General features: G+C 72.1%; 19 protein-coding genes. 10 read left to right on the top strand and 9 right to left on the bottom strand.

The annotated features are described in order from the left end of the window. The 3 genes from cysD (at position 1) to IIE03_RS11620 (ending at position 3,424) form a co-directional block, all read left to right on the top strand. On the top strand, positions 1 to 903 hold the full coding sequence (gene cysD, locus IIE03_RS11630) for a sulfate adenylyltransferase subunit CysD (RefSeq protein ID WP_192862926.1): 903 nt from the start codon (positions 1 to 3) through the stop codon (positions 901 to 903). Further along, complete coding sequence (gene cysN / locus IIE03_RS11625) at positions 903 to 2,234, top strand: sulfate adenylyltransferase subunit CysN (RefSeq protein ID WP_225997637.1); 1,332 nt, start codon at positions 903 to 905, stop codon at positions 2,232 to 2,234. Before cysD ends, cysN begins: the two co-directional genes overlap by 1 nt. Before the next feature lie 110 nt (positions 2,235 to 2,344). Beyond that, positions 2,345 to 3,424: an ATP-grasp fold amidoligase family protein gene (locus tag IIE03_RS11620; protein ID WP_192862925.1), complete on the top strand. Its 1,080-nt coding sequence runs from the start codon at positions 2,345 to 2,347 to the stop codon at positions 3,422 to 3,424. A 130-nt stretch (positions 3,425 to 3,554) separates the two neighbouring features. Here the strand turns inward: IIE03_RS11620 and IIE03_RS11615 are convergent, their stop codons facing one another. The 3 genes from IIE03_RS11615 to IIE03_RS11605 all read right to left on the bottom strand — a co-directional run bounded on the left by IIE03_RS11615 (position 3,555) and on the right by IIE03_RS11605 (position 8,571). Then, positions 3,555 to 5,069 carry a S8 family peptidase gene (locus IIE03_RS11615; protein WP_318842938.1) on the bottom strand — a complete coding sequence of 505 codons (1,515 nt, stop codon included), beginning with the start codon at positions 5,067 to 5,069 and terminating at the stop codon, positions 3,555 to 3,557. A 296-nt stretch (positions 5,070 to 5,365) separates the two neighbouring features. Continuing rightward, positions 5,366 to 7,435 (bottom strand): gamma-glutamyltransferase family protein, encoded by a 2,070-nt coding sequence (locus tag IIE03_RS11610; RefSeq protein WP_408632844.1) that lies wholly within the window; start codon positions 7,433 to 7,435, stop codon positions 5,366 to 5,368. A 146-nt stretch (positions 7,436 to 7,581) separates the two neighbouring features. Then, positions 7,582 to 8,571 (bottom strand): stage II sporulation protein M, encoded by a 990-nt coding sequence (locus IIE03_RS11605; protein WP_192862924.1) that lies wholly within the window; start codon positions 8,569 to 8,571, stop codon positions 7,582 to 7,584. Positions 8,572 to 8,668: 97 nt separating this feature from the next. Between IIE03_RS11605 and IIE03_RS11600 the strand changes: the two genes are divergently transcribed. The 6 genes from IIE03_RS11600 (at position 8,669) to IIE03_RS11575 (ending at position 15,399) form a co-directional block, all read left to right on the top strand. Then, positions 8,669 to 9,505 (top strand): RDD family protein, encoded by an 837-nt coding sequence (locus IIE03_RS11600; protein ID WP_192862923.1) that lies wholly within the window; start codon positions 8,669 to 8,671, stop codon positions 9,503 to 9,505. A 217-nt stretch (positions 9,506 to 9,722) separates the two neighbouring features. After that, complete coding sequence (locus tag IIE03_RS11595; protein WP_192862922.1) at positions 9,723 to 10,925, top strand: proline-rich domain-containing protein; 1,203 nt, start codon at positions 9,723 to 9,725, stop codon at positions 10,923 to 10,925. Beyond that, the gene (locus IIE03_RS11590; RefSeq protein WP_192862921.1) at positions 10,922 to 11,695 is read left to right on the top strand and encodes a DUF4129 domain-containing protein; all 774 of its coding nucleotides are present in this window, start codon (positions 10,922 to 10,924) and stop codon (positions 11,693 to 11,695) included. Before IIE03_RS11595 ends, IIE03_RS11590 begins: the two co-directional genes overlap by 4 nt. Further along, positions 11,692 to 12,981: a DUF4350 domain-containing protein gene (locus IIE03_RS11585; protein WP_192862920.1), complete on the top strand. Its 1,290-nt coding sequence runs from the start codon at positions 11,692 to 11,694 to the stop codon at positions 12,979 to 12,981. The genes IIE03_RS11590 and IIE03_RS11585 overlap by 4 nt, the downstream gene beginning before the upstream one ends. Next, on the top strand, positions 12,978 to 14,057 hold the full coding sequence (locus IIE03_RS11580) for an AAA family ATPase (RefSeq protein WP_318842937.1): 1,080 nt from the start codon (positions 12,978 to 12,980) through the stop codon (positions 14,055 to 14,057). Before IIE03_RS11585 ends, IIE03_RS11580 begins: the two co-directional genes overlap by 4 nt. A 10-nt stretch (positions 14,058 to 14,067) precedes the next feature. Next, on the top strand, positions 14,068 to 15,399 hold the full coding sequence (locus IIE03_RS11575; RefSeq protein ID WP_192862919.1) for a DUF58 domain-containing protein: 1,332 nt from the start codon (positions 14,068 to 14,070) through the stop codon (positions 15,397 to 15,399). 21 nt (positions 15,400 to 15,420) lie between these two features. Here IIE03_RS11575 and IIE03_RS11570 read toward each other — a convergent pair whose 3' ends face one another. The 6 genes from IIE03_RS11570 to IIE03_RS11545 form a co-directional block, all read right to left on the bottom strand. Beyond that, on the bottom strand, positions 15,421 to 17,172 hold the full coding sequence (locus IIE03_RS11570; RefSeq protein ID WP_192862918.1) for an LpqB family beta-propeller domain-containing protein: 1,752 nt from the start codon (positions 17,170 to 17,172) through the stop codon (positions 15,421 to 15,423). Continuing rightward, positions 17,172 to 18,902, bottom strand: a complete 1,731-nt coding sequence (gene mtrB, locus IIE03_RS11565; protein WP_192862917.1) for an MtrAB system histidine kinase MtrB — start codon at positions 18,900 to 18,902, stop codon at positions 17,172 to 17,174. The genes IIE03_RS11570 and mtrB overlap by 1 nt, the downstream gene beginning before the upstream one ends. Continuing rightward, a complete protein-coding gene (gene mtrA, locus IIE03_RS11560; RefSeq protein ID WP_192862916.1) occupies positions 18,902 to 19,582 on the bottom strand; it encodes an MtrAB system response regulator MtrA in 681 nt (226 codons plus the stop codon). The genes mtrB and mtrA overlap by 1 nt, the downstream gene beginning before the upstream one ends. A 180-nt stretch (positions 19,583 to 19,762) precedes the next feature. Then, positions 19,763 to 20,407: a ribosome hibernation-promoting factor, HPF/YfiA family gene (gene hpf / locus IIE03_RS11555; RefSeq protein ID WP_192862915.1), complete on the bottom strand. Its 645-nt coding sequence runs from the start codon at positions 20,405 to 20,407 to the stop codon at positions 19,763 to 19,765. A gap of 212 nt (positions 20,408 to 20,619) precedes the next feature. Next, positions 20,620 to 21,408: a ComF family protein gene (locus IIE03_RS11550; protein WP_192862914.1), complete on the bottom strand. Its 789-nt coding sequence runs from the start codon at positions 21,406 to 21,408 to the stop codon at positions 20,620 to 20,622. Between the two features lie 60 nt (positions 21,409 to 21,468). Continuing rightward, entirely contained in the window at positions 21,469 to 23,145 is a 1,677-nt protein-coding gene (locus IIE03_RS11545) for a cation:proton antiporter family protein (RefSeq protein ID WP_192862913.1), read from the bottom strand. Between the two features lie 272 nt (positions 23,146 to 23,417). Here IIE03_RS11545 and secA point away from each other — a divergent pair. Beyond that, positions 23,418 to 25,974: preprotein translocase subunit SecA (gene secA, locus IIE03_RS11540; RefSeq protein ID WP_192862912.1), on the top strand; the 2,557-nt coding region annotated here is incomplete at its 3' end.

The raw sequence follows: 25,974 nt of genomic DNA, 5'->3' as shown, positions 1-25,974 counted from the left end.
GTGAAGAGTCATGTCCTGAGCCAGTTGCGTAGTCTGGAGGCCGAGGCCATCCACATCATGCGCGAGGTGGTCGCGGAGATGCAGCGCCCGGTGCTGATGTTCTCCGGCGGCAAGGACTCCATCGTCATGCTGCATCTGGCGGCCAAGGCGTTCGCGCCGGCGCGTATCCCGTTCCCGATCCTGCACGTGGATACCGGGCTGAACTTCCAGACGGTGCTGGACTGCCGTGACCGGTGGGCCTCTCGTCTCGGGGTGCAGTTGGTGGTGGCGTCGGTGCCCGAGGCCATCGACCGCGGTCTGGTGCAGGAGGAGCCCAACGGTTCGCGCAACCGCATCCAGACGCCGGTCCTCCTCGAGGCGTTGGAGAAGCATGGTTTCGACGCCGCGTTCGGTGGCGGGCGCCGGGACGAGGAGAAGGCGCGCGCGAAGGAGCGGGTGTTCTCCTTCCGTGACGACTTCGGTCAGTGGGACCCGAAGAACCAGCGTCCGGAGATCTGGAACCTGTACAACGGCCGGGTCCACCAGGGCGAGTCGATCCGGGTGTTCCCGCTGTCGAACTGGACGGAACTCGACATCTGGTCGTACATCGAGGCCGAGGAGATCGACCTTCCGGACCTCTACCTCGCGCGGGAGCGTGAGGTCGTGAACCGGAACGGCATGCTGTACGAGGTCAACGAGTTCACCCCGCTCCGGGACGGCGAGACCGCGGAGCGCAAGCTCACCCGCTACCGCACGGTCGGGGACGCGAACCTGACCGCGTGCGTCGAGTCCGAGGCGACCACGATGCGCCAGGTCGTCGAGGAGGTTGCGGCAGTGCGCCTGACCGAGCGCGGCGCGACGCGCGGGGACGACAAGGTCAGCGAGGCCGCCATGGAGGACCGCAAGAAGGAAGGCTACTTCTGATGACGACGGCGACGGAGCCCGCTGGCAGCACGGCCGGGCAGGAGCTGGGTGTGTACGAGGCCGGTTCGACCGACCTGCTGCGGTTCGCGACGGCCGGCTCGGTGGACGACGGGAAGTCCACACTGATCGGACGGCTGCTGTTCGACTCGAAGACGATCTTCGAGGACCAGCTGGAGTCGGTGGAGCAGGTCAGCAAGGATCGCGGTAACGACTACACGGATCTGGCGCTGCTGACCGACGGCCTGCGTTCCGAGCGTGAGCAGGGCATCACCATCGACGTGGCGTACCGCTACTTCGCGACGCCCAAGCGCAAGTTCATCATCGCGGACACGCCCGGGCACATCCAGTACACGCGGAACATGGTCACCGGCGCCTCGACCGCCGACGTGGCGCTGATCCTGGTGGACGCGCGCAAGGGCGTGGTGGAGCAGTCGCGCCGCCACACGTTCCTGGCCACGCTGCTGGGCGTGCCGCACATCGTCGTGTGCGTGAACAAGATGGACCTGGTGGACTACTCCGAAGAGGTCTTCGAGAACATTCGCGGGGAGTTCACGGAGTTTGCCGCCCGCCTGCGGGTGCCGGACATGACGTTCATCCCGGTGTCGGCCCTCAAGGGCGACAACGTGGTGGACCGGTCGGCGCACATGGGCTGGTACGAGGGCACGACGCTGCTCAGCCACCTGGAGCGATTGCACGTGGCCTCGGACCGCAACCTGGTGGACGTGCGGTTCCCGGTGCAGTACGTGATCCGGCCCCAGCAGAACGACGCCCGTGACTACCGGGGCTACGCGGGCACGGTCGCGTCCGGTGTGATGAAGCCGGGTGACCGTGTCCTGACCCTGCCCTCCGGTCTGGAGTCCACGATCGAGTCGATCGACACAGCGGACGGCCCGGTCCCCGAGGCCTACCCGCCGATGTCGGTGACCGTGCGGCTGACCGACGAGATCGACATCTCGCGCGGGGACATGATCTGCCGTCCGAACAACGCACCGACCGTGACGCAGGACATCGACGCCCAGATCTGCTGGATGGACGAGACCGCCTCGCTCACCCCGGGCAAGAAGTACGCCATCAAGCATACGACCCGCTGGGCACGGGCCATGGTCAAGGGCATCAACTACCGGGTCGACGTGAACACGCTGCACCGGGACGAGGAAGCGACCGAGATCAAGCTCAACGAGATCGCCCGCATCAAGCTGCGCGTGACACAGCCGCTGTTCGTGGACAAGTACCAGAACAACCGCCAGACCGGCTCGTTCATCCTGGTCGACGAGTCCACCAACAAGACGGTCGCCGCCGGCATGATCGGCGCCGTCTCGCACGGCTATTGATCCGGACGCCCGAAGCGCCCGGCCGCTTCGTGCAGTCCGGGCCGACGGATGAGATTCGGGAAAGGCATGACATGGACGTTGTGGCGGGTCTGATTCGAAGGGTCCCTTCGTTGTCGAGACTCGTGGGTGAGCGGGACGCCTATCGCCGCCGCGCGGAGGCCGCCGAGCAGCGGTCGGAGGCCGCCGAGCGCGATGCCGCGGCTGCCGCGAGCCGCGCGGAGGAGGCCGAACGTGCCGTCAAGCAGGAGAGGCGCCGGGTGAAGATCGCGCGGGAGCGGATCAGAGGGCTGGAAGCGGGGACGATCCCGTCGTTCCGCAAGTATCTTGAGGCCGAGCGCCGGATCAGCGCGCAGGGGGCGAAGTCGTCACGCACCGAGTGGGAACGCGCCGAGGAGTCCGTCGATCCGCGTTTCGCCCTCGTCCAGAAACTGAGGGGCAAGGCGCTCGTCCAGGGCAGGGGCGTGGTCCTGCCCGCGGTCTACCGAACGTGGGAGACCGTCGACGAGATCGAGCTGTCCGGCCTGCCAGAGGCGTTCGTCCTGAAGTCGGCAGGGGGTGCGACCTCGCACGGGGTGCTTCCTCTGCGCCGCGAGGGCGCGGCGTTCCGCCTGATCAGCACGGACCAGGTGCTCAGCCGGGAGGACATCGTCGAGCACTTCCGCCTCAAGGAGGCGAGGAGGCGTGCGTTGGCGCCGTACTTCGCGGAGGAGTTCCTGACCGGTCTGTCCGGCAGCGAGATCCTCGAGGACGCCAAGATCTACGCCTTCTACGGGGAGATCGGGCAGGTGCTTCTGCGCTCGGTGGGGTCGCACGGCGACGCCACGTCGGTGCGTTTCCGCTACGTGGACGAGAACGGGGCGGACCTGGGGGCGATCTCCCGGTGGCGGCCCGTTGATCCGACCGTGCCCGTGCCCGCGTCCCTGCCCAAAATGACCGAGATCGCGCGCGATCTGTCCAAGGCGGCGGGCGTGCCGTTCGTTCGCGTCGACCTGTACGAGACGGAGCGCGGTGTCGTGTTCGGGGAATTCACGCCGCGGCCCGGCGGCCTGCAGGACTACGTGCCGAGCCACGACCGCAAGCTCGGTGACATGTGGGAAAGGGCGCGGCTGCGCCTGGACGCCGACATCGCGCGCCGGATCGGGCCGGTGCCCGACGCCTCGGTCGCACTGAGGCAGGCCGCTGCGGGCTAGCTCACGCTCCGCCGTGACGCGGCGTGCCGCACTCGTTCTGACGGCTGTCCGACCGCCCGGCGCGGACGTACGAAACGGCGGACGTGGTCGCTCACGCGACCACGTCCGCCGTCGTCCATCTGACCTCGTATCAGTGGTGGATGACCGCCTCCAGGGCGTCCGCGATGCCGTCGCCGTAGAAGGAGTTCTCCTCCGGCGAGCCGACGCACTCGGGGCCGCGGCTGACCGGCCCGCACTCGTGGTCGTCGGCCTGGGCGCGGATCTGCCACTCCATGCGTCGGGGCGACCAGTCGGGGTGCTCCGACCTCATGAGCGCCAGCACGCCCGCGACGTGCGGGGACGCCATCGACGTGCCGCTGTACAGCGCGTAGCCGTGCCCGGTCACGGTGGACAGCACCCGTGATCCCGGGGCCGCGACGTCGATCTCACCGAGGCCGCGGTTGGAGAAGGGCGACAGGTTCGCCTCCGCGTCGATCGAGGACACGGTCACGACGCCGTCGAGCTCTGCCGGGATGTCCTCGCAGCCCGAGTTGATGACGCGGTCGATCGGCTCCGAGTCGTTCGGGCTGCTGCTGTCGCTCGTGTTGGTCGACAGGTCGGTGGCGGCGTTGCCGGCCGCCGCCGCGTGCACCACGCCCCGGCGGGTGGAGAAGTCCACCGCGCGGCGGACGGCCTCCTTGGCGGCGTACTGGTCGGGCTGGTCCTCGCACCAGTACATGAACGGGTCGACGTAGTAGCTGTTGTTCGTGACGTCCATGCCCTTGAGGCCGGCCCACATGAACCCGCAGATCGCGTACTCGGGGAAGATGTATCCCTGGTCGTTGACCACCTTGACCGAGGCCATCGTCACCCCGGGCGCCACGCCCACGATGCCCGTTCCGTTGCGGGCCGCGGCCACGGTGCCGGCCACGTGCGTGCCGTGCGACGACGTCGTGGGCCACCAGCCCTCCGCCGACGTGTCGGGACGACCCGCGTCGGTGCAGTTCACCGACAGGTCCGCGGACACCTGGCCCGCCAGGTCCGGGTGATCCGCCTCGATACCGCTGTCCAGGATGCCGACGACGACGCCGGGCGAGCCGTCCGTGATCTCGTGCGCCGCGTCCGCCTGGATCAGCGACATGTCCCACTGCTCGCTCTCGCGGGGGTCCTCCTCGACCATCGCGGTGAACTCCTCGTCGGTGGCGGCGTCCACGGCCGCGCCGCCCGCCGCCTCGGACCGGAGCGAGGGAGCCCGCTGGACGCCGGGCCCCGCGACCGCCTCGGGCGTACCCTCGTACGGCGTGGCGGTACGGGTCGCGCCGACGGAGTCGACGGACCAGCGGCCGTGGCCCGAGACGACGTCGTCCCGGAACGAGCCGTTGGCCGAATGGGCGACGACGACGCCGATCTGCGGCCACGACTGGACGACGACACCTCGGGCGGCTCGCACGGCCCGCTCCACGGCGTAGGTGCTCCCCGGGTTCGCGTGCCTGGCGTTGACCACGTACGAGAACGTCTCGCCGTCCGGTGTGACGATCGGGACCGGCGTGGAGGCGGGCTCGTCCGTGGCGGCGGCGCTCGCCGACAGGCCGAACGACGCCGCGGCGAGCGCCGCCACCGACGCGACCGCGAGGCCGCGCGCGGGACGGGGGTATCGCATGCGCATGGTTGCTCCCTCAGGTTGATGCGGCCCCGTGGTCCGAGGCCAAAAGGCAACTTACGGGTTGACCCGACATTCGGGAAAGTGTCCGACAATAAAGTCACCTGTTGGAAACATACCTGCACGGGGCGGCTCTCGCGAGAAGAGTCGGTGATGAGGGCTGGTCGCGAATGTCCTGCTCGGCCTTCGACGGACATGTTGGTGGTCTCCGCCGGACCGGTGGTGATCCTCGCCGAGGTCAGGGCCCCGCCGTCGAAGTCGCTGACGGTCTCTGCCGGGGCGAGTGGCTCCGGCCGCTGCGGTCAGCGGCCCGCCGCGTAGCCCTGGGCGCCGCGGGAGTTGGCGGCGGCGCCCAGCAGACCCGTCGACGGGTCGCGGGTGACCGCCGACAGGCGGCCCAGCGCCCAGTCGCCGGCCCGCGTGATCTCGTGGCCGCGCGCGGCGAGGGCGGCGATCACGTCGTCGCCGAGCCGGTCCTCGACCACCAGGCCGCCGGGCGTCCAGGTACGCGGCCAGAACGAGCCGGGGAAGGACGTCGTGTGCCAGGCCGGGGCATCGATCGCCGCCTGCGGCGAGTAGCCGCCCACGAGCACGCGCAGGAGGAACAGGAGCTGCCACTGGTCCTGCTGGTCGCCACCGGGGGAGCCGCAGGCGAGCACGGGCTCGCCGTCGCGCAGCACGATCGTGGGCGTGAGCGTGGTGCGGGGGCGGCGACCGGGTACGAGGGCCGACGGCGACGCCGGGTCCAGCCACGTCATCTGCAGTCGCGTGCCGAGACAGAAGCCGAGACGCGGGATCGTGGGCGAGGACTGCAGCCAGCCGCCCGACGGGGTCGCGCTGATCATGTTGCCCCAGCGGTCGACGACGTCGATGTGACAGGTGTCGCCGCGGGTGGCGCCCAGGGCGTCCGGCGGGAGCTCGCCCGCGGGGTGGCCGTGGTGGACGGAGGGGTGCGTGGGGTCTCCGGATGCGGGTCCGGGCGTGGACTCGGGCCGGTCACCGGACGTGGCTGCCCCGCCGGGGACGGCGGATGGTTCGGACGCGGCTGCCGGTCCGGGGACCGTCGGCTCACCGACCCCGGCTGCCGCTCCGCCCGTGGGCGCGCCCGGCAGGGAGCCGGCCGGGGCGGTGGTCGCGTACTCGGTGCGCAGCGGGGGCACGGGCGGCGTGGCGCGCCCCGGGACGACACCGGGGCGGATCTCGTGGCTCGCCGTCTCGCCGATGAGCGACCGGCGCTCGGCCGCGTACCCGGCCGACAGAAGGTGGTCCAGCGGGACGCCGGCCGTGGTGCCGGACCGCTCCGTGCCTGCGGTGTCCGTGTCCGCGGCGCTCGTGTCCGCGGCGCCCGCGACTGCGGTGTCCACCGGGACGGCGTCCCCGTACCAGACCTCGCGGTCCGCGAGCGCGAGCTTCTGCGCCTCGGCGATCGTGTGCGCGCCCGCGGCGGTGGAGGGGTCCAGCAGGGCGTCGTCGTACCCGTCGAGGATCGTCAGCGTCTGGAGGAGGGCGGGGCCCTGCCCCCAGGCGCCGGTCTTCGCGACGACGTGGCCCCGGAAGCGGGCGGTCGTGGGTTCCTCGAAGGTCGCCTCGAACCGGGCGACGTCGTCGGCGGTCATGATCCCCGCGTGGTCGGCGCCGTCGGAGTGCCGGTGCGGCGTGCGGACGAACTCCTCAATCGCCGGGCCGACGATCTCGCGCCACCGGGCACGGGCGGTGTCGACCCCCGCCTCGCGCGAGGGCGCGCCATCGGCCGCCGCGGCCAGGGACTCCAGCAGGTCGGCGTAGGCGGGGTTGGTGATCAGCTCGCCGGGGGCGGGCGGGGTACCGCCTGGCATCCACCGCTCCGCCGAGGTGGGCCAGTGCTCGCGGAACAGCTGCTGGACCGCCGCGATCGTGCCGGACACGCGCTCCAGGACCGGGTGGCCGTCGCGCGCGTAGCCGATCGCATGCGACAGCACGTCGCGCACGGTCCACGTGCCCTGGTCCCGCAGGAGCAGCAGCCAGGCGTCGACGGCACCGGGGACGGCCGCGGCGAGCGCACCCGAACCGGGCACGAGGTCCAGGCCCTCGGCACGGTAGCGGTCGATGGTGGCCGCGGCCGGTGCCGGGCCCTGACCGGCCAGGACGCGGGGACGGGCGGCGTCATCGGCCGCGACGAGGACGGCGGTCATGTCGCCGCCCGGTCCGTTCAGGTGCGGTTCGACGACGTGCAGCACGAACGCGCCGGCGCAGGCGGCGTCGAACGCGTTGCCGCCGCGCTCCAGGACGGACTGCGCGGTGGCGGTCGCGATCCAGTGCGTGGACGCGGCCATGCCGAACGTGCCGGCCAGGTCGGGACGGGTGGTGGGCGCGGGCGGTGGAACGAAGGACACGGCGACACGGTAGCCGGAGTGTCGGACACACGTGTCCGGCCGCTCGGCGCCGTGGCCCCCGCGCACCATCGGCGCCGTGGTCGCGGTGCCGGTCCGGACCCGGCGCCACAGGCAGGCCCCGGCAGGCGGGCCGCAGGAGGGCCGGGTCAGCCCGCCGTCACCGCGTAGGCCCCGGCCTCGTCCGCCGAGAGGTCACCGGTCTCGCCGTCGCGCACGGCACGACCGCCCAGGACGTACACGTACGCCCAGAAGGCCGCCAACGCGATCGCCCCGATGACGATCTTCAGCCACCAGAACATCGACGACCCCGTGACGAAGCCCTCGACGAGGCCGGACACGCCGAGCGCCACCGTCAAGGAGATGGCGACCGTGATCAGGGCCCGGCCCTCACGTGCCAGGGAGGTCGAGCGCCGGAGGGGGCCGGGGTCGATCCAGGACCAGAAGAACCGCAGGCCCGCGGCCCCGGCCACGAAGATCGCCGTCAGCTCGAGCAGGCCGTGCGGGGCGATCAGCGTGAGGAACGTGTCGAGCTCGCCGTGCGCGGCCATCATCCCGCCGATGGAACCGACCGTCACCGCGTTCTGCCACAGCACGTACAGCGGGAAGAAGCCGGTGATTCCCCCGCCGATGCACTGCCACGCGATCCAGAAGTTGTTCGTCCACACCACGCCCGCGAAGCCTGCGCCGGGGTCGTAGTACTCCGCGAACGCCTGCTCGACGTACTGCTCCTGGAACGACGGCGTGCCCATGGCGCGCAGCGCCTCGGGGTCGGTGGCCACGTTCACCCCCGTGATCACGGCGACCACGAGCGCCGCCGCCGTGACCGCGTGCGCCCACCAGCGGATCCGGTACAGCGCCGCGGGCGCGGTGACCATCGCGAACCGCACGACACCGCGCCACGCGGGCTCGTGCGAGCCGGCGATCTTCGCGCGGGCACGGACCAGCAGCTCGGACAGGCGGGTCACCACCGCCGGATCCGGCGCGGCCGACCGTGCGGTGGACAAGTGCGTCGCCACGGCCTGGTACAGCCGCACCAGCTCGTCCGCCTCGGCGCCGTCCAGGCGCCTGCGCCTCGTCAGCTCGGCGAGGCGGTCCCACTCCTTCGCGTGCACGGCGGTGAAGGCATCGATGTCCACGGCCGATAGTCTGCCCCACACCGGGGCCATCCCCTAGATTCTGTCGTGGACAGGACGGCCATCGGCAGGAACGCAGAGCCCGCAGCAAGGAGATCACGTGCACGACGGCATCGTCATCGGCGAGGGAGTGCTCCTCGACGCCCGCCCGGCCGGGTTCATCTCGCGCACGCTCGCGGTGCTGCTCGACCTGATCGCGCTCTTCGTCGTCATCGTGCTCCTGCTCGTGCTCGCCGTGCCGTGGCTGACCGACCAGTTCCTGCGCGGCGAGGCCGGGTTCGACGCCCTGCTGATCACCAACGTGCTGGTCACGATCACCGTCATGGTCGGCGTCCCGACCACGGTCGAGACGCTGACCCGCGGCCGCTCGCTCGGCAAGCTGGCCGCCGGGATCCGGGTCGTGCGCGACGACGGCGGCCCGATCCGGTTCCGGCACGCCTTCGTCCGCGCCCTGGTGGGCATCTTCGAACTGTGGCTCACCGTCGGCTTCCTCGCCGTCATCACCTCGCTGATCAACCGCCGCGGCAAGCGCCTGGGCGACCTCGCCGCCGGATCCTACGTGGTGCGAGTGCGGGGCGGGCACCCGCCGTCGGCGCCCGTCGTGATGCCACCCGAGCTCGCGACGTGGGCCGACACCACCGACATGCGCCGGCTGCCGGACGGGCTGGCGCTCGCGGCGCGCCAGTTCCTCGGCCGGGCGCACAAGCTGGCGCCGCAGTCCCGGCTCCGCGTCGCGGACGACCTGGCAGGTCGCGTCGAACCCTACGTCGCGCCCGGCCCGCCCGCCGGGACGCACCCCGAGGCATTCCTGCACGCCGTCCTCGCGGAGCGGCGCCTGCGGGAGGAGGACGCGGCGCGGCTGCGGCAGTCGCGTGCCGACGAGCACGCGAGCCTGTTGCACCGGCTCCCGTACGCGGTCCCGGACCTGCGGGACTGATCTCCGGGACCGACCTGGACCGACCTGCTCGATCGGCAGCGACCGTGCCGGATCCGACGCCGGACCGCGCCGCCGGACCCGGTGCGCACCGAGGGGCGCGCGCGTTTCTGTCCGCCGTGTCGGCGTCTCGCGCTAGGGTGGCGACGTCGCTCCGAACGACATGCCACCGACATCCGTGGTGTGCTGGAAGCCCACGAATTCCCCGGGAGACAAGCCTGTGACGACGCCAGCCAGTCCTGACGGCGGTTCGGGCGCGCCCGCCCCCCAGAACGGGTGGGGCGAGCCGCCGCGCTACGGTCAGTACGCACCGGGGTACGGCCCCGGCGAACCGGCCACCGGCGCGCCGGCACCGCAGTCGGCGCCCCAGTACGGGCAGGGCCGGTACGGCCAGGCACAGTACGGCCAGGCCCCGTACGGTCAGCAGCCTGGCGCCGCCCCCGGCGGGATGCCTGGCGCGCTGCCGCCGGTCGCCGACAAGCCGGGCATCATCCCGCTGCGCCCGCTCTCGCTCGGGGAGATCTACGACGGCGCCTTCCAGGCGGTGCGGCACAACCCCGGCGTGGTCCTCGGATTCACCACGATCGTGCTGGCGCTCGCCGCCGCGGTCGGTGCCGTGCTCAGCCTCCCGCTCACCACGATCTTCGCCGACCTGTGGGGCCAGCTCGAGGACGTGATGGCCGCCGAGACGGCGGACCCGGCCGATGCCGCCGCCCTGAGCCAGATGAGCGGGCTGATCCCAGGGCTCTACGGCGTGGGGATCGGCACCGGGATCACGCTGGCCCTGGCCACGCCCCTCGCCATGGGCGGTGTCGCCCTCTCCGTGAGCGAGTCGGCCATCGACAAGAAGGTCTCCATGGGCGACGCCTGGCGCCGCGTCGGCCCGCGCTGGTGGTTCCTCGTCGCGCTCGGCCTGCTCCAGGGCCTCGCGGTGTTCGTGTTCCTGGCCGTCGCCGTGGCGCTGGTGGTCGGCATGTTCGCGCTCGACACGGGCTTCGGGGTGCTCGGCGCGTTCCTGGCGCTCGCGGGTTACCTGGTCTTCATCGCCTGGTTCTTCGTCCGGACCCTGCTCATCGCGCCCGCGATCGTGCTCGAGGGCCAGGGCTTCTGGGCCGCGGTGGTGCGCGGGTGGCGGCTGACGCGCGGCGTCTTCTGGCGCATGCTCGGGATCTACCTGCTGACGTACCTGATCCTCTGGTTCCTGAGCCAGATCATCACCGCGCCGATCTCCTACGGGCTCGGCTTCGCGTCGGTCATGGCCGATCCGATCGTCGTGCAGATCGGCGTCGCGCTCACGTCGCTGATCGCCGTGCTGGCGCAGACGATCTTCCTGGGCGCCGTCGTCGCCCTGCTCTACATCGACACGCGGATGCGCCGTGAAGGCCTCGACGTGCAGCTCGCGGCGGCCGCGGCGGACCGATGACACCACGAACCGCACCTCCGGTCGAACCCGGCCGTGAGGAAGCGCACGACTGGCTCCGGACCGAGCTGCAGCGCGCGGAGTACGCCGAGCGCGAGAGCCTGCTCCAGCGCCTCATCGACGCGGTCGTGGACTGGTTCCGCGGACTGGAGGTCCCGGATGCCGGGCTGCCCGGCACCCAGCTCGCGATCGTGATCGTCGTCCTGGTGCTCGTGGTGCTCGCGATCGCCTGGTTCGTGGCCGGCCCGGTACGCCGCGAGCGCGGGGTCAGGCGCTCCGCGGCCGTCGTGGAGAAGGACGACGCACGGACCGCCGCGCAGATGCGCGCCGCGGCCGACGCCGCCGCGCGATCCGGCGACTGGTCGGCGGCTGTGGCGGAACGGTACCGGGCCGTGGTCCGGTCCTGTGAGGAACGCGCCGTCATCGACTCCCGCCCGGGACGGACGGCCCAGGAAGCCGCGAACGACATCGGCGTGCGGCTGCCCGGACTCGCGGCCCGCCTGCACCTCGCCGCCGGCCTCTTCGACCAGGTCGAGTACGGCGGCCTCGGCGCCTCCGCGCCCGACGACACCGCCCTGCGCGAGCTCGACGACGCCGTCGCCGCGGCAAGGGTGGAACGCAAGGAACCGGCGGCGCCCGGAGCAGGACCCGGCGACCCGGCGTCGCCCGCCCGGACCTCCGGTGACACGGCCGGGGCCGCCTCCGCGGGCTCCACCCCTGCGCACACGGCGGGCGGGCACCACACCTCGGCCCGGGAGGTGGACGCGCCGTGACCACCACGCAGATCCCCACTCCGCCACCCGCCGTCGGCCCCCGGCCGGGCGGCGGCACGGGAACCGACGTGCCGGTCGTCGTCGGACGCCCGGCGCGCCGCGGCTTCTCGTGGAAGACCGTCGGATGGATCGGACTCGTCATGGCGGCGATCGGCCTGTTCCTCTTCGTCCTGGCCTTCACCCGGCCCACGGGGTCGGACATCCCGTACTCGACCGGCAACCCGGACGACGACGGCGGACGCGCCGTCGCGGAGGTCCTCGGGGACCACGGGGTGACCGTGAACGAGGTGCGCACCGTTCGTGCGGCCTTCGACGGCGCGTCGGCCGGGGAGACGCTGGTCGTCACTCCGCATCCCGCCTACTTCGAGCCGGGGCAGATCGAGGCGCTCGCAGCGATCGAGTCCGACGTCGTGCTGCTCGCCCCGAGCCTCGAGCTCCTCGACGCCTTCACGGACGGACGGGTCGAGGAGTGGTACGCGGGGCCGGCGGCTCCGGGTGGCCCGCAGTGCGCCGCGCCGGCCGCTCGAGCCGCCCAGGACGTCCGGCTGGAGACCGGGCTGAGTGTCGTGGAGGGCACCGCCGACAGCTGCTGGCCCGCCGCCGCCGGCGACGGCTTCGCCTATGTGCGGCTGCAGGCCGACGGCCGGTGGGTGCACGTGATCTATGATCCGTCCCTGATCCGCAACGACACCGTCCTCGACGGCGGTCACGCGGCGCTCGCGCTGTGGACGCTCGGCGCGCACGACGAGTTGACGTGGCTCGTCCCCGACCTCTTCGACACCACCATGCTCGACGGGCCGCCGGGCGGTGGGGAAGCCGGCCGCGGCGACGGCGGCGACAGCGGGGCGCCGCGTCCGGAGGCGAGCCCGGGGAGTGTGCTGCCCCAGGGCACCGGGCCCGTGGTCTGGATCCTCCTGCTCACCGGCCTGGTGCTCGCGATCTGGCGAGCGCGGCGCCTCGGCCCGCTCGTGACCGAGCCGCTGCCGGTGCTGGTGCGCTCGGCCGAGACGATGCGCGGCCGCGCCCGCCTGTACCGTGCGGTAGGTGCGCGCGGCCACGCCGCGGCGGGCCTGCGGGCCTCGGCGGCGCACCGGATGGCACAGCGGCTGGGCCTGGCCCGATCGGCCGACGCGACGGCCGTCACCGACGCCGTCGCGGGCGCCACACGGCGGTCCACCGACGAGGTGGCGCGCCTGCTGTACGGGCCCCCGCCCGCCGATGACGGCGAGCTCACCGAACTCGCCCGCAGTCTCGACAACCTGGAGAGCGAGGTCCACCGATCGTGACCGAACCCGTCTACACCCGGTCGGAGTCCGGCGCCGGCCCGGCGCCCCGCCCCGACGCCGCACCGCCCGAGGCCGCCGAGCCGCGCGCCGTACAGCCCGGTGCCGCGTCCCAGCCTCCCGCGCCGTCGCAGAGTCTTCGCTCGGCCCTCGCGGGTGTGCGCGCCGAGGTGGGCAAGTCCGTCGTCGGCCAGGACTCCGCGGTGACGAGCCTGCTCATCGCGCTGCTCTGCCAGGGCCACGTGCTCCTGGAGGGTGTGCCCGGCGTCGCGAAGACACTGCTGGTCCGCTCGCTCGCGGCGGCGCTGTCCCTGGACACCAAGCGCGTGCAGTTCACCCCTGACCTCATGCCCGGCGACGTGACGGGCTCCCTCGTCTACGACGCCGGTACCGCGCGATTCTCGTTCCGCGAGGGTCCGGTGTTCACGAACCTGATGCTCGCGGACGAGATCAACCGGACGCCGCCCAAGACCCAGGCGTCGCTGCTGGAGGCGATGGAGGAGCGGCAGGTCTCGGTGGACGGCACACCGCGCATGCTGCCGGACCCGTTCGTCGTCATCGCCACGCAGAACCCCGTCGAGTACGAGGGCACCTACCCGCTGCCGGAAGCGCAGCTCGACCGCTTCCTCCTCAAGCTGGTGCTGCCGCTCCCCGAGCGCGACGAGGAGGTCGAGGTCCTCGCCCGGCACGCGGCCGGCTTCGACCCCCGCGACCTGCGCGGCGCCGGCCTCGAACCGGTGGCCGACGCGGACGTGCTCGCCCGTGCGCGCGCCGAGGTGAGTCAGGTGCAGGTGTCGCGCGAGGTCCTCGGCTACGCGGTCGACGTGTGCCGGGCCACGAGGTACTCGCCCTCGCTCTCGCTCGGCGTCTCACCGCGCGGGGCCACGGCCCTCCTGCGCACGTCGCGCGCATGGGCCTGGCTGTCCGGACGCTCGTTCGTGACGCCCGACGACGTCAAGGCGCTCGCCCACCCCACCCTGCGGCACCGCGTCCAGCTGCGGGCCGAGGCGGAGCTCGAGGGCGTGACGGCCGAGGGCGTGCTCGACACGGTGCTGGCCTCCGTGCCGGTGCCCCGCTGAGGCGGGACGCATGGCCCTGACCTGGCGAGCCGCCGTGCTCATGGCGGCGGGTGTGATCCCGGCGCTGCTCTGGCCCAGTGCCGGGACCGTGGTGGCCTGGGCCCTGCTCGTCGTTGTCGTGTGCGGGGTGGACATCGCGCTCGCGGCCTCGCCACGCCGTGTCGAGGTCCAGCGGTTCGTCCCGCAGTCGGTCCGGCTGGGTGAGCTCGCGACGTCGGAGCTGGTGGTCCGGAACGTGGCCGGACGCCGGCTGCGCGGCGTGGTCCGGGACGCGTGGCCGCCGTCGGCCGGGGCCGGCGAGGGCTCCGCGGCGGGCGGCCCGGGCCGGCACACCGTCGACCTGCCCCACGAGGAGGCGATCCGTCTCACCACGCCGTTGCGGCCGATGCGGCGCGGGGACCGGCTCGCGGGCGGTGTCACCGTCCGTACGCTCGGCCCGCTCGGGATCGCCGGGCGCCAGCACACGCTGCCGGTGCCTGGCCGGCTGCGGGTGCTCCCGGAGTTCGCCAGCCGCAAGCACCTGCCCTCCCGCATGGCTCGCCTGCGCGAGCTCGACGGGCGGGCGGCCGTACAGGTCCGCGGCGAGGGCACCGAGTTCGACTCGTTGCGCGAGTACGTGGTGGGCGACGACGTCCGCTCGATCGACTGGCGTGCCACCGCGCGCCGCGGCGACGTCGTGGTCCGCACCTGGCGGCCGGAGCGTGACCGTCGCGTGCTGATCGTGCTGGACACGGGCCGGACATCGGCCGCCAGGGTCGGCGCGGTGGGCAGCCAGATCGGTGCCCCGCGCGTCGACGCCAGCATCGAGGCCGCACTGCTGCTGTCGGCGCTGGCGGGTCGGGCCGGCGACCGCGTCGAGCTCGTGGCCTACGACCGTGCCGTCCGTGCCCGGGTCCAGGGTGCGGCCGGGCCGCGGCTCATGCCCGCCATGGCCGAGGCGCTCAGCGTCGTCGGGCCGGTGCTCCTGGAGACCGACTGGCCGGGAGTGGTCGGGCAGGTACGCGAGCGGATGTCGCAGCGGGCGCTCGTCGTGCTGCTCACGTCCCTCGACCCGGCGGCCGTCGAGAACGGGCTGCTCGCCGTCGTCGACCAGCTCACGCGCGACCACCAGGTCGTCGTGGCGTCCGTGGCCGACGAGGAGGTCGCCGGGATGGCCGTGGGACGCGGGTCGTCGTCGGAGGTCTACGACGCCGCCGCGGCGGCGCGAGGCGGTCTGGAACGCACGGCGGCGACGACCATGCTGCGCCGCTACGGCGCCGAGGTGATCGAGGCGCTGCCCGACGACCTGGCTCCCCGCCTGGCGGACACCTATCTGGCACTGAAGGCAGCGGGAAGGCTCTAGAAGTCCTGGCTCCAGAAGGTCCTAGCCGGGATACGCGACCGCGACGATGTTCTCGGCGATCGGCTCGCCCCAACCGGTGGTCTGCTCCTGGTACAGGTCGCCGCGGTGGGTGAGGGCCAGCGCGGTGCCCGCGTCGGTGACGCCCGAGGCCAGGGTCTTCACGTCGGTCAGCCCCTGGACGGACTCGGTGCTGCCGCTGTCGTCGGGGAGGCCGCCCACGCCGGCCTCGTACATCGCGGTCGTACCGTCGTCGTCCCGGGTGAGCAGCAGGAGCGATGTCTGGCCGGACCACTGGGCAGACACCACGTCGGGCACGGAGGCCGCGACCTCCAGCGGCGTGGTGAGCTGCTCGGGCTCGCCGTTCTCGCCCCGCTTGACGGCGGTGACGTGCACGGACGTCGTTCCCGCCCGGCGGCTGACCACCGCGACCCGGGTCCCGTCCGGGGCGACACGGACACCGATCACCTGCCGGCCGCTCAGCCAGTCCGGCGCCCGGTCGTGCCGCGTGCCGGACTCGTGCACCACGAGGAGCTCCCCGGCGTCCTCCGCCGGGTCGAAGTTCTTCTTGCCGAGGTCGTCGCTCGACCAGACGTACCCGTGGCGGTCCACGGACGGCTCGGCGAGCCGCGTCCCCGCCAGGAGCTCCTGCTGGCCCGTGGCGTTGCCGACGTCGGCGACCCGCACGATCCGGCTCCTGCCGTCGCGGACGACGATCGGTGCCGCGCCCGGCCCGAGCGCGATCGCCGTCGGGTCGAGATTCTCCAGATGGACCGGGCGTTCGAAGTCCGTCAGCCGGTCGCCGGACACCGTGAACAGCTCGTTGCCCGACAGCGCGACGGGCGTGCCCCGCGTGGCCGGCAGACTGGGCTTGTCGATCGACGGTTCGTTCAGCCTGGCGTCACCGGCGTACAGCGCGATCTCCGGCCGGACCTCGCCGTCGGACAACGTCTCCTTGAGCTGGGCGAGGAGCAGTCCGTGCGCGGACTCGCCGAGCTCACCGATGTCGCCACCGAGTCTGACCGTGACGGTGCCGTCACTGGCCTCGGGAACGGTCGGGACGGCCAGTGGCGTGCCCTCCGGGGCCGCGGTGTCGACCGCCCCCTGAAGCCAGGGGGGCGGACCGTTCAGGAGCTCGACGACCGCGCTGGTGCGCCAGAAGTTGCGCGGGAACCAGCGCTGGTCGGGCACCCAGGCCTCGTGGTCGCGGCTCGGGAAGTACAGCCGCGTCGCCCGGAACTGGTTCGCGAACAGGCGTTCCGGGACGAGGATGCCGTCCTCGAGCTCGTCGATGCGCCACTGGTCGTCGGCGTCGCGGGTCAGCGAGAAATTCGTGGTGAAGGGCGCCGCGTTCGACGCCTCGGTGTACATCCCGTGCGCGTCGACGCGGGCGACGGCATCCACCGACACCGCGACGTCGGCGGCGTCGGGGCCGTCGGTGGTGAGCGAGAAGTTGAGCGATCCCCGGTAGACCACGACGTTCTCCGTCGGCACCCACGACTCCTGCCGGTCGGCCGTCAGGTAGAGCTGTGCCGTGTCGTACCCCGTCACCGCGGAGGAACCGGACCCGGCGGCGAGCAGGAAGTACCGCACGAGGTCCTCCGGGGCCGCGCCCTCGAGCGGTGCCGGGGGGACGACGGCGTACGTGTCGTCGTCGCCCGCGTCGGCCTGGCGGTGCATGACCGGTCCCGCCGATGGTACCGACGCGCACCCCGCCGCAGGGAGCAGGAACGCGAGGGCCGCCGCCAGCCCGGCGGCGAGGTGCGTGGCGCGCATCAGCGGATCTCCAGGTCGGGGATGGTGGTGGGCGACGGTCCCGTGGGCGGGTGCACGACGGGGATCTGATCGGTGGTCACCTGCGGCTCGTGCGAGTCGGGGACGAGCGGGATCGGCGACGAGTCGAGCCGGATGCCGGCGCGCCGCGGCAGCGTGAGCCGGAAGCTCGCGCCGCGGCCCGGCCTGGCCCACACCTCGAGACGGCCCGCGTGCAGGCGGGCGTCCTCCTGGGCGATGGCGAGCCCGAGTCCGCTGCCGCCGGTGGTGCGGGCGCGCGCCGGGTCGGCCCGCCAGAAGCGGTCGAAGACGTGCTCGACCTCCGGCTTGGTCATCCCGACCCCGAAGTCGCGCACGACGACGGCCACCGCGCCGGCGTCCTGCCCGACCGTGACCTCCACCGGGCGGCCCTCCGAGTGCTCGATCGCGTTCACCACGAGGTTGCGCACGATGCGCTCGATGCGCCGGGGATCGATGTCGGCCACGGTGTCGCCGTCGGGGAGCCGCACGGACAGCGGTACGTTCTTGTTCTCCGCGAGCGGCCGGGCCATCTGCACCACCGACATGACGACGTCCCCCAGATCGCGCCGCTCGGCGTCGAGCACCGCCGCGCCCGCGTCGAACCGGCTGATCTCCAGCAGATCCGAGAGGAGCCCTTCGAACCGCTCGATCTGGTCGGTCAGGAGTTCGGCGGATCGGCTCACATCGGCGCTGAGCTGGTCCCGCGCGGCGTGGATGACGTCGCCCGCCATGCGGATCGTGGTGAGCGGGGTGCGCAGCTCGTGCGACACGTCCGACACGAACCGTCGCTGCGCCGCGGACAGCTCCTCCATCTGCTGGATCTGCTGCTGCAGGCTGTCGGCCATCGCGTTGAACGACCGGGACAGCGTCGCCATCTCGTCGATCCCGGTGACATCGGGGAGCCGCTCGTCCAGGCGGCCGTCGGCCAGGCGCTCGGCCACCGCCGCGGCCCGTGTCACCGGTGCCACCGTCTGGCGGCTGACGAGGGCGGTGATGAGGCCGATGAGGAGGAGGACGAACGCCGCCCCGATGCCGAGCACCCGGTGCACGAACGTGAGCGTCTCCTGCTCCGCCTGCAGGGAGTACACGTAGTAGATCTCGTACGGACCGAACCGGGGCACCTGCAGCGATGTGCCGACGACGACGCCGGGCTCGGCCCGGTTCGACTGCCCCGGGTCCCGCACCTCGGTGAACTGCATCACCTGCTCGCCGGTGGCGCCGTCCCGCTCGCGCAGCGCCGCGTTCTCGCGGCGCAGGTCCGCGGTGAGCAGGGTGTTCTGCTGGGCCCCCATGCTGTCCGGGATGATCACGTCGCTGACCTGCGGTTGCGTGTCGAGCGGGTGCACGACGAAGACCGCCTCGACGCTGGAGGCGCTGGCCAGGATCCGCTCGGCCACGGAGCTCATGAGCAGCAGCGCCTGCTGTTCGTCCGCGACCGCCGAGCTCCGGAACTCCTGGTTGGCGTCCGCCGTCAGGGCGGCGCTCTCGTTCATGATCGACTCGAGCCGCCGCTCCACCATGCCGTCGCGGACCGACGTCGACAGGTACAGCCCCAGCACCGCGACCGCCACGACGCCGATGGCCAGCGCCGACGCCATGATGCGCAGCCGCAGGGACGCGCGGAACGCGTGCACCGCGCGCCGCACGAGCCGGACGATCGCGATGCGGGCGCGGGCGATCGAGCGGCGTGGCCAGGACGTGACCCTGGGCATTACTGCGGAGTACCCGCCTTGTAGCCGACGCCGCGCACGGTCAGGACGATCTCGGGGTTCTCCGGGTCACGCTCGATCTTCGAGCGCAGGCGCTGGACGTGCACGTTCACCAGCCGCGTGTCCGCGCTGTGCCGGTAGCCCCACACGCGCTCGAGGAGGACCTCGCGGGTGAACACCTGCCACGGCTTGCGGGCGAGCTCCACGAGCAGGTCGAACTCCAGCGGCGTCAGGGCGATTTTCTCCCCGTCCCGGGTGACGGTGTGCCCGGTGACGTCGATGTCGATGTCTCCCACCTGGAGCCGCTCGGGCCCCGGGTCCTCGGTGCGGCGCAGCCGCGCCTTGACGCGCGCCACGAGCTCCTTGGGCTTGAACGGCTTGGAGATGTAGTCGTCGGCGCCCGACTCCAGACCCAGCACGACGTCGACCGTGTCGGACTTCGCGGTGAGCATGATGATCGGGACGCCGGACTCGGCACGGACCTCGCGGCAGACCTGGACGCCGTCCTTGCCGGGAAGCATCACGTCCAGCAGGATCAGGTCCGGCTGGTGCATGCGAGCCATCGGCAGGGCCTCGTCCCCGTCCGTGCAGAAGATCGGTTCGAGCCCCTCGCCCCGCAGCACGATGCCGATCATCTCTGCCAGGGCGGTGTCGTCGTCGACGACCAGGACGCGGGATTTCATGACGTCCAGTGTGCCAGGTCCAGCTGCGTGCCAGGCGTGAATCGCCCGGCGGGCCGGGTGAAACCCGGGCCCGCCCGGCCCGGGGCGGGCGGCGGCAGCCACTCCCTGCCTCGTCGCTGCCGCCGCCTCCGCCTCGGCCGTCACCTCAGGGCAGTGCGAGCCGCACTCCCCGCGCGGCGTCTATCCGATGCAGGCCTCGTCGAGCTGGATCACGCCGAACGTCCACCCCTGGCGCTTGTAGAGCACGGACGGGCGCGCCGTCTCCTTGTCGATGAACAGGTAGAAGTCGTGGCCCACCATCTCCATCTCGTAGACGGCGTCGTCGAGAGTCATGGGCTCGGCGTGGTGCAGCTTCTGGCGGATGACGACGGGTGAGTCACCCATCGTGGTCTCCACGGAGTCGCCCGGTTCGGCGAGCGCGGCGGGCGCCGCGACCTGCGGCTCCGGGCGGTCGCGGGGCGTGAGGATGTCGTCGTCGAGCGGGCGGGGGGTCGTCGTGTGCGAGTTCGGCTTGTGGTTCCGGTGGTGCTTGCGCCGGTCGCGTGCGCGGCGCAGTCGTTCGTTGAGCTTGTCGATCGCGAGGTCGAGCGCGCCGAAGCGGTCGTCCGCCGCGGCCTCCGCCCTGATCACGGGCCCCTTCGCCCGCACGGTGAGCTCCACGCGCTCGCGCTGCTCGGCCATCCGCGGGTTGTTCTCGTGCGTGACCTCCACGTCCACCCGCCTGGCCGTGGGGGAGAGGAGCTCGACCTTGGAGAGCTTGTCCTCCACCTGCTGACGGAACTTGTCCGCCACCACCGTGTGCCTGCCGACGACGACGATCTCCATGTTGCTGTCTCCGCTTCGGGTCGAGGGCGCCTTGCGCGCCCGGGTTCCGCCTGGATGAATGGGGCACCTTTTCGCGGTGCCGGGATGGATCACCCCCCGTCGCGGTTTCGAGGGGCCGCTACTCCCCTCGGGGAAACTCAGGCTAACCCCCGATCGGGAGTTTGCGACAGCCCCAATGACAGGTAAACAACACGACATGTGCGGACCGGTCGTCACCATGTCGTGGCACGTCCGCGTTCGTCGTCGGGCGGCGGCGTCGCTGCCAGCACAATTGCTCCGAGCACGGCAGATCCGGCCGCTTCGAGCGCGCGTTCGCTCGCGGCGAGCGTGGCCCCGGATGTGAGAACGTCGTCGACCAGCATGCAGACACGTCCCTCCGTCCGGCGGGTGGACCGGATCGCCGATGCGAGGTTGCGTCCGCGCTCCCGGGAGCCGAGTCCGACCTGGTCCCGGGTGGTGCGGCGGCGCAGGACGGGCGCGAGACGGGCCGGCGTGCCGCCCTCGCGCAGCCCGCGTGCGACGGCCGCGGCCAGCGCGCGGACCGGATCACGCCCGCGCTGTCGCCGGGCAGGGCCTGCCGTCGGCACGGGAACGACCGCGATCGTGGCACGTGTCCGCAGGGCGAGGCCCCGGGCCGCCCGGAGCAGCGCCCGGGTGAGCAGGGCGTCCAGGTCCGCCCGCCCGCGGTCCTTCCAGTGCACGACGACGTCCCGGACCGGACCCGTGTACGCCGTCAGCGCCCACACCGGCAGCGGCGGCACGCCGTCGAGCCGGTCGAGCCGACCCGCGCCCTGCTCGACGCGGGCCGGCGGGCCGGCGAACCGCTCCGCGCATCGCGTGCACCACCGCACGTCGGGTTCGCCGCACGGGCAGGCGACCGGCAACAGCAGCCGGCTGAGGTCGACGAACGGGCACAGGGCACGGGCCGCCACGGCGCGCGCCGGTGGAGCGGGCGCACCAGGGGAGGGCGCCTCGGACAAGGGAATCCTGGACGAGGGCATGCGGCCAGCCTGCCCCGGCACGTGTCCCCGCGCCGGTTGTCCACAGGGTGAAGCTACGCGTCACCCGGCAGGCGACGCTCCGGCCCCGCGCCGTCCGGCCTCGCCGTCGGGCTCCCGCCGCGCCTCGGCCTGCGCGTCGCGCAGGTCCTCCGCCGCGTCGTAGCCGAGAGCCGCCTCGGCCGCATGGTCCGCGAGGGCCAGCCCGGCCGTGCCGTAGAGGTGGAACACCGCGTCGGCGCCGTGTCGCTCCAGCTCGGCGACATCGTCGTCGTACCTGGCCACGGCCGCGACCGTGCCGTTGAACTCGCCGGCGCGCAACTGGCCGAGCGCGATGAGGTTGGCCTGGTGGAAGGGCATCGCGAGGATCGCCAGGCGGACGTTGCCCGCACTGCGGACGCGCCCCCAGAACTCGATGTCGGTGGCGTCGGCCTGGACCACGGTGTACCCCTCGGCGCGCAGCGCGGCCACGCGTTCGGGGTCGTGCTCGACGCCGACGACGTTCATGCCGTAGTCGTCGGCGAGCTGCCGGAACGCCCCGCGACCGATGCGTCCCATACCGAGTACGAGGGCCTCGGCACCGGACACGTCGATGAGGCGCTCCTCCCGGTGCAGCCAGTCGTTCGGCTTGGAGGGGAACCGCTTGGCGAGGGCGATGGCGATCTCGTTGCCGCGCGTGTTCACCGCCGAGGCGAGGACGAAGCTGAGGGCGACGGCGACGGCGAGGACGACGACCCAGTCGTCGGCGAGGAGCCCCGCCTGGGCGCCGACCGCCACGACGATCAGCCCGAACTCGGAGTAGTTGGTCAGCACGAGCCCGCTCAGGATCGCGGTGCGCTTGCGCAGGTGCATGAGACGCAGCAGCAGGGCGGTGGCGATGCCCTGCAGGGGGAGCATGAGCAGCACGAGGAGTCCGACGGCGATGGTGATGCCGGTGGGCTCACCGGCGAAGCCGATGGACACGAAGAAGCCGACGAGCAGGAGCTCCTTGAGGGTGAACAGGTTCCGGCTGAGCTCGGTGCTGTTCGCGTGGCCCGCGAGCAGGACCCCCATCACCAACGCGCCGAGGTCGCCCTTGAGCCCGACGAGGTCGAACAGCGCGTATCCCGGGCCGAGCGCGACGGCCACGCCGAACAGCGCCTGCAGCTCGCCGTGGCCCATGTGGGACCAGGCCTTGCGCAGCAGCCACGCACCCGGGACGAGCAGCACGAGGGCGAGCGCCCACGGGCTGGGCGGGTCGTCGGCGGTGACGGACACGAAGACGACGGCGATGACGTCCTGCATGATCAGCACGCCGATGGCGATGCGCCCGTAGAGCGCGCGCTGGTCGGAGCGGCCGTCGAGCACCTTGACCACGAAGACGGTGGAGGAGAAGGAGAGCGCGAGGCCGATGAGCGCGAGCGTGCCCAGGTCCTTGTCCGCGGCGAGGGACAGGCCGACGGCGCCGAGCGCCCCGAGGAACCCGATCGTGATGGCGACACTGATGACCAGGTGGGCGACGGTGGTGAGCCACACCTCCTTGCGCAGCAGGGAGCGCAGATCCAGCTTGAGCCCGATGCCGAACAGCAGCAGCGTGACCCCCAGGTCGGCGACCGGCTCCAGGTACGCGGGCTCGGCGAAGCCCGCCGCGTGCAGCACGAAACCGGCGACCAGGAACCCCACGAGGGGAGGGAGGCGGAACAGGTGTGCGCCGAGGCCCAGGGCGGTCGTGACGAGCAGGAACGTTGCTGCGGTCACCATGCAGCGATGGTAAGCAAGAAACGTTTCGTACGGTCGCGCGGTATCACGCCGTCGCCCCGCGCCGCGGGGTCCTCACCCCGCCCCGCGGGGCGTCGCGAGGGCTCCGAGGTCCCGCGCCGTTCTCCCCAGAGCGAACCCTGCGGCGCGGGGCGCTCGTGGCTGCCATCGTTGTGTTCGAACATCCAGCCTTACGGCCTACGATGGGCACGCATGCCCACGCAAGCGTGCCCACAGGTGGGCAACATCACACCGACCGATCCGGGAGAACCCGCGTGCCCTCGATTCTCGAGAAGGTCCTTCGCTTCGGCGAGGGCCGGACGCTCAAGAAGCTGCACTCCATCGCGGAGCAGGTGAACCGGCTCGAACCCAGTTTCGAGGAGCTGAGCGACGCCGAGCTCCGGGAGGAGACCGAGCGCTTCAAGGAGCGGCTCGCGGCAGGGACCCCGCGCGACGAGCTCCGGGCCGAGGCGTTCGCGGCCGTGCGCGAGGCCGCGCGGCGCACGCTCGGCCAGCGCCACTTCGACGTGCAGATCATGGGCGGGGCCGCGCTCGACCTGGGCAACATCGCCGAGATGCGCACCGGTGAGGGCAAGACGCTCGTGGCCACCACCGCCGCCTACTTCAACGCCCTGGAGGGCAAGGGCGTCCACGTCGTCACCACGAACGACTACCTCGCCAAGTACCAGGGCGAGCTCATGGGCCGCGTCTACCGCTTCCTCGGCATGTCGACGGGCATCATCGTGTCGGGCCAGACGCCGGCCGAGCGCCGTGAGCAGTACGCCGCCGACATCACCTACGGCACCAACAACGAGTTCGGCTTCGACTTCCTGCGCGACAACATGGCGTGGTCACCCGGGGACCTCGTGCAGCGCGGTCACCACTTCGCCGTCGTCGACGAGGTGGACTCGATCCTCATCGACGAGGCCCGGACGCCACTGATCATCTCGGGGCCGGGGTCCGGCGACGCCAACCGCTGGTACGTCGAGTTCGCCAAGGTGGTGCGCCGCCTGGTGCCCACCCAGGACTACGAGGTCGACGAGAAGAAGCGCACCGTCGGCGTGCTGGAGCCGGGGATCGCGAAGATCGAGGACTACCTCGGCATCGACAACCTCTACGAGTCGCTGAACACCCCGCTGATCGGCTTCCTCAACAACGCGATCAAGGCCAAGGAGCTGTTCAAGCGCGACAAGGACTACGTCGTGCTGAACGGCGAGGTCATGATCGTCGACGAGCACACCGGGCGCATTCTCGCCGGCCGCCGCTACAACGAGGGCATGCACCAGGCGATCGAGGCCAAGGAAGGCGTCGAGATCAAGGCCGAGAACCAGACGCTCGCCACGATCACGCTGCAGAACTACTTCCGCCGCTACGACAAGCTCGCGGGCATGACCGGTACGGCCGAGACCGAGGCCGCCGAGTTCCAGGGCACGTACAAGATCGGCGTCGTCCCGATCCCTACGAACAAGCCGCCGCAGCGCATCGACCAGCCCGACCTCGTGTACAAGAACGAGGAGGGCAAGTTCAACGCGGTCGTGGCCGACATCGTCGAGCGCCACGCGGACGGCCAGCCCGTGCTGGTCGGCACGACCAGCGTCGAGAAGTCCGAGCTGCTGTCCGGCCTGCTGAAGAAGGCCGGCGTGCCGCACAGTGTCCTGAACGCGAAGGAGCACGAGCGCGAGGCGTCGATCATCGCGATGGCGGGCCGCAAGGGTGCGGTCACCGTCGCCACGAACATGGCGGGCCGCGGTACCGACATCATGCTCGGGGGCAACGCCGAGCACATCGCGGTCGCGGCGCTCGCCGAGAAGGGCCTGGATCCGGCCGAGACCCCCGAGGAGTACGAGGCCGCGTGGCCGCAGGCGCTGGAGCAGGCGCAGCAGGCGGTGGCGGCCGAGCACGACGAGGTGACGCGGCTCGGCGGCCTGTACGTGCTGGGCACCGAGCGCCACGAGTCCCGGCGCATCGACAACCAGCTCCGCGGTCGTTCCGGACGCCAGGGCGACCCTGGCGAGTCGCGGTTCTACCTGTCCATGCAGGACGACCTCATGCGGCTGTTCAACTCGGGTCTGGCCGAGGCGATGATGCACCGCGCCGGGTTCCCCGACGACATGCCGCTGGAGTCGAAGATGGTCACGCGCGGCATCCAGTCCGCGCAGGCGCAGGTGGAGTCCCGGAACTTCGAGATCCGCAAGAACGTGCTGAAGTACGACGACGTCCTGTCCCGCCAGCGCGACATCATCTACGCCGAGCGGCGCAAGGTGCTGGACGGCGAGGACCTGCACGAGCAGGTGCAGCACTTCATCACGGACGTCATCACCGACTACGTCACGGCGGCGACCGCCGAGGGCGCGCCCGAGGAATGGGACCTGGACGGCCTGTGGACGGCGCTGCGCAACGTCTACCCGGTGTCGATCACCGTCGACGACGTGGTCGCCGAGGCGGGCGGCGCCGGCGGCGTCAGCCGCGAGATGCTGCTCGAGGAGATCCTCTCGGACGCGCGCGTCGCCTACGCCGCGCGCGAGGAGGAGCTCGGCTCGGCCGCGATGCGCGAGCTGGAGCGCCGGGTCGTGCTGTCGGTGACGGACCGCAACTGGCGCGAGCACCTCTACGAGATGGACTACCTCAAGGAAGGCATCGGCCTGCGCGCCATGGCGCAGCGCGACCCGCTGGTGGAGTACCAGCGGGAGGGTTTCCAGCTCTTCGAGGCGATGAAGGACGCCATCCGGGAGCAGTCCGTCGGGTTCCTGTTCAACCTCGAGGTGACGGTGCAGCAGCCCGAGGGCGGGCAGGCGCCGGGCGCCGCGATCGCGGGCGCCGTCGCCGGTGCCG

The sequence above is a fragment of the Myceligenerans pegani genome, assembly GCF_014892515.1.
Lineage (GTDB): Bacteria > Actinomycetota > Actinomycetes > Actinomycetales > Cellulomonadaceae > Myceligenerans > Myceligenerans pegani.
The sequence above is the reverse complement of the archived record's forward strand: the minus strand, read 5'-3'. Positions and strand labels throughout refer to the sequence as shown.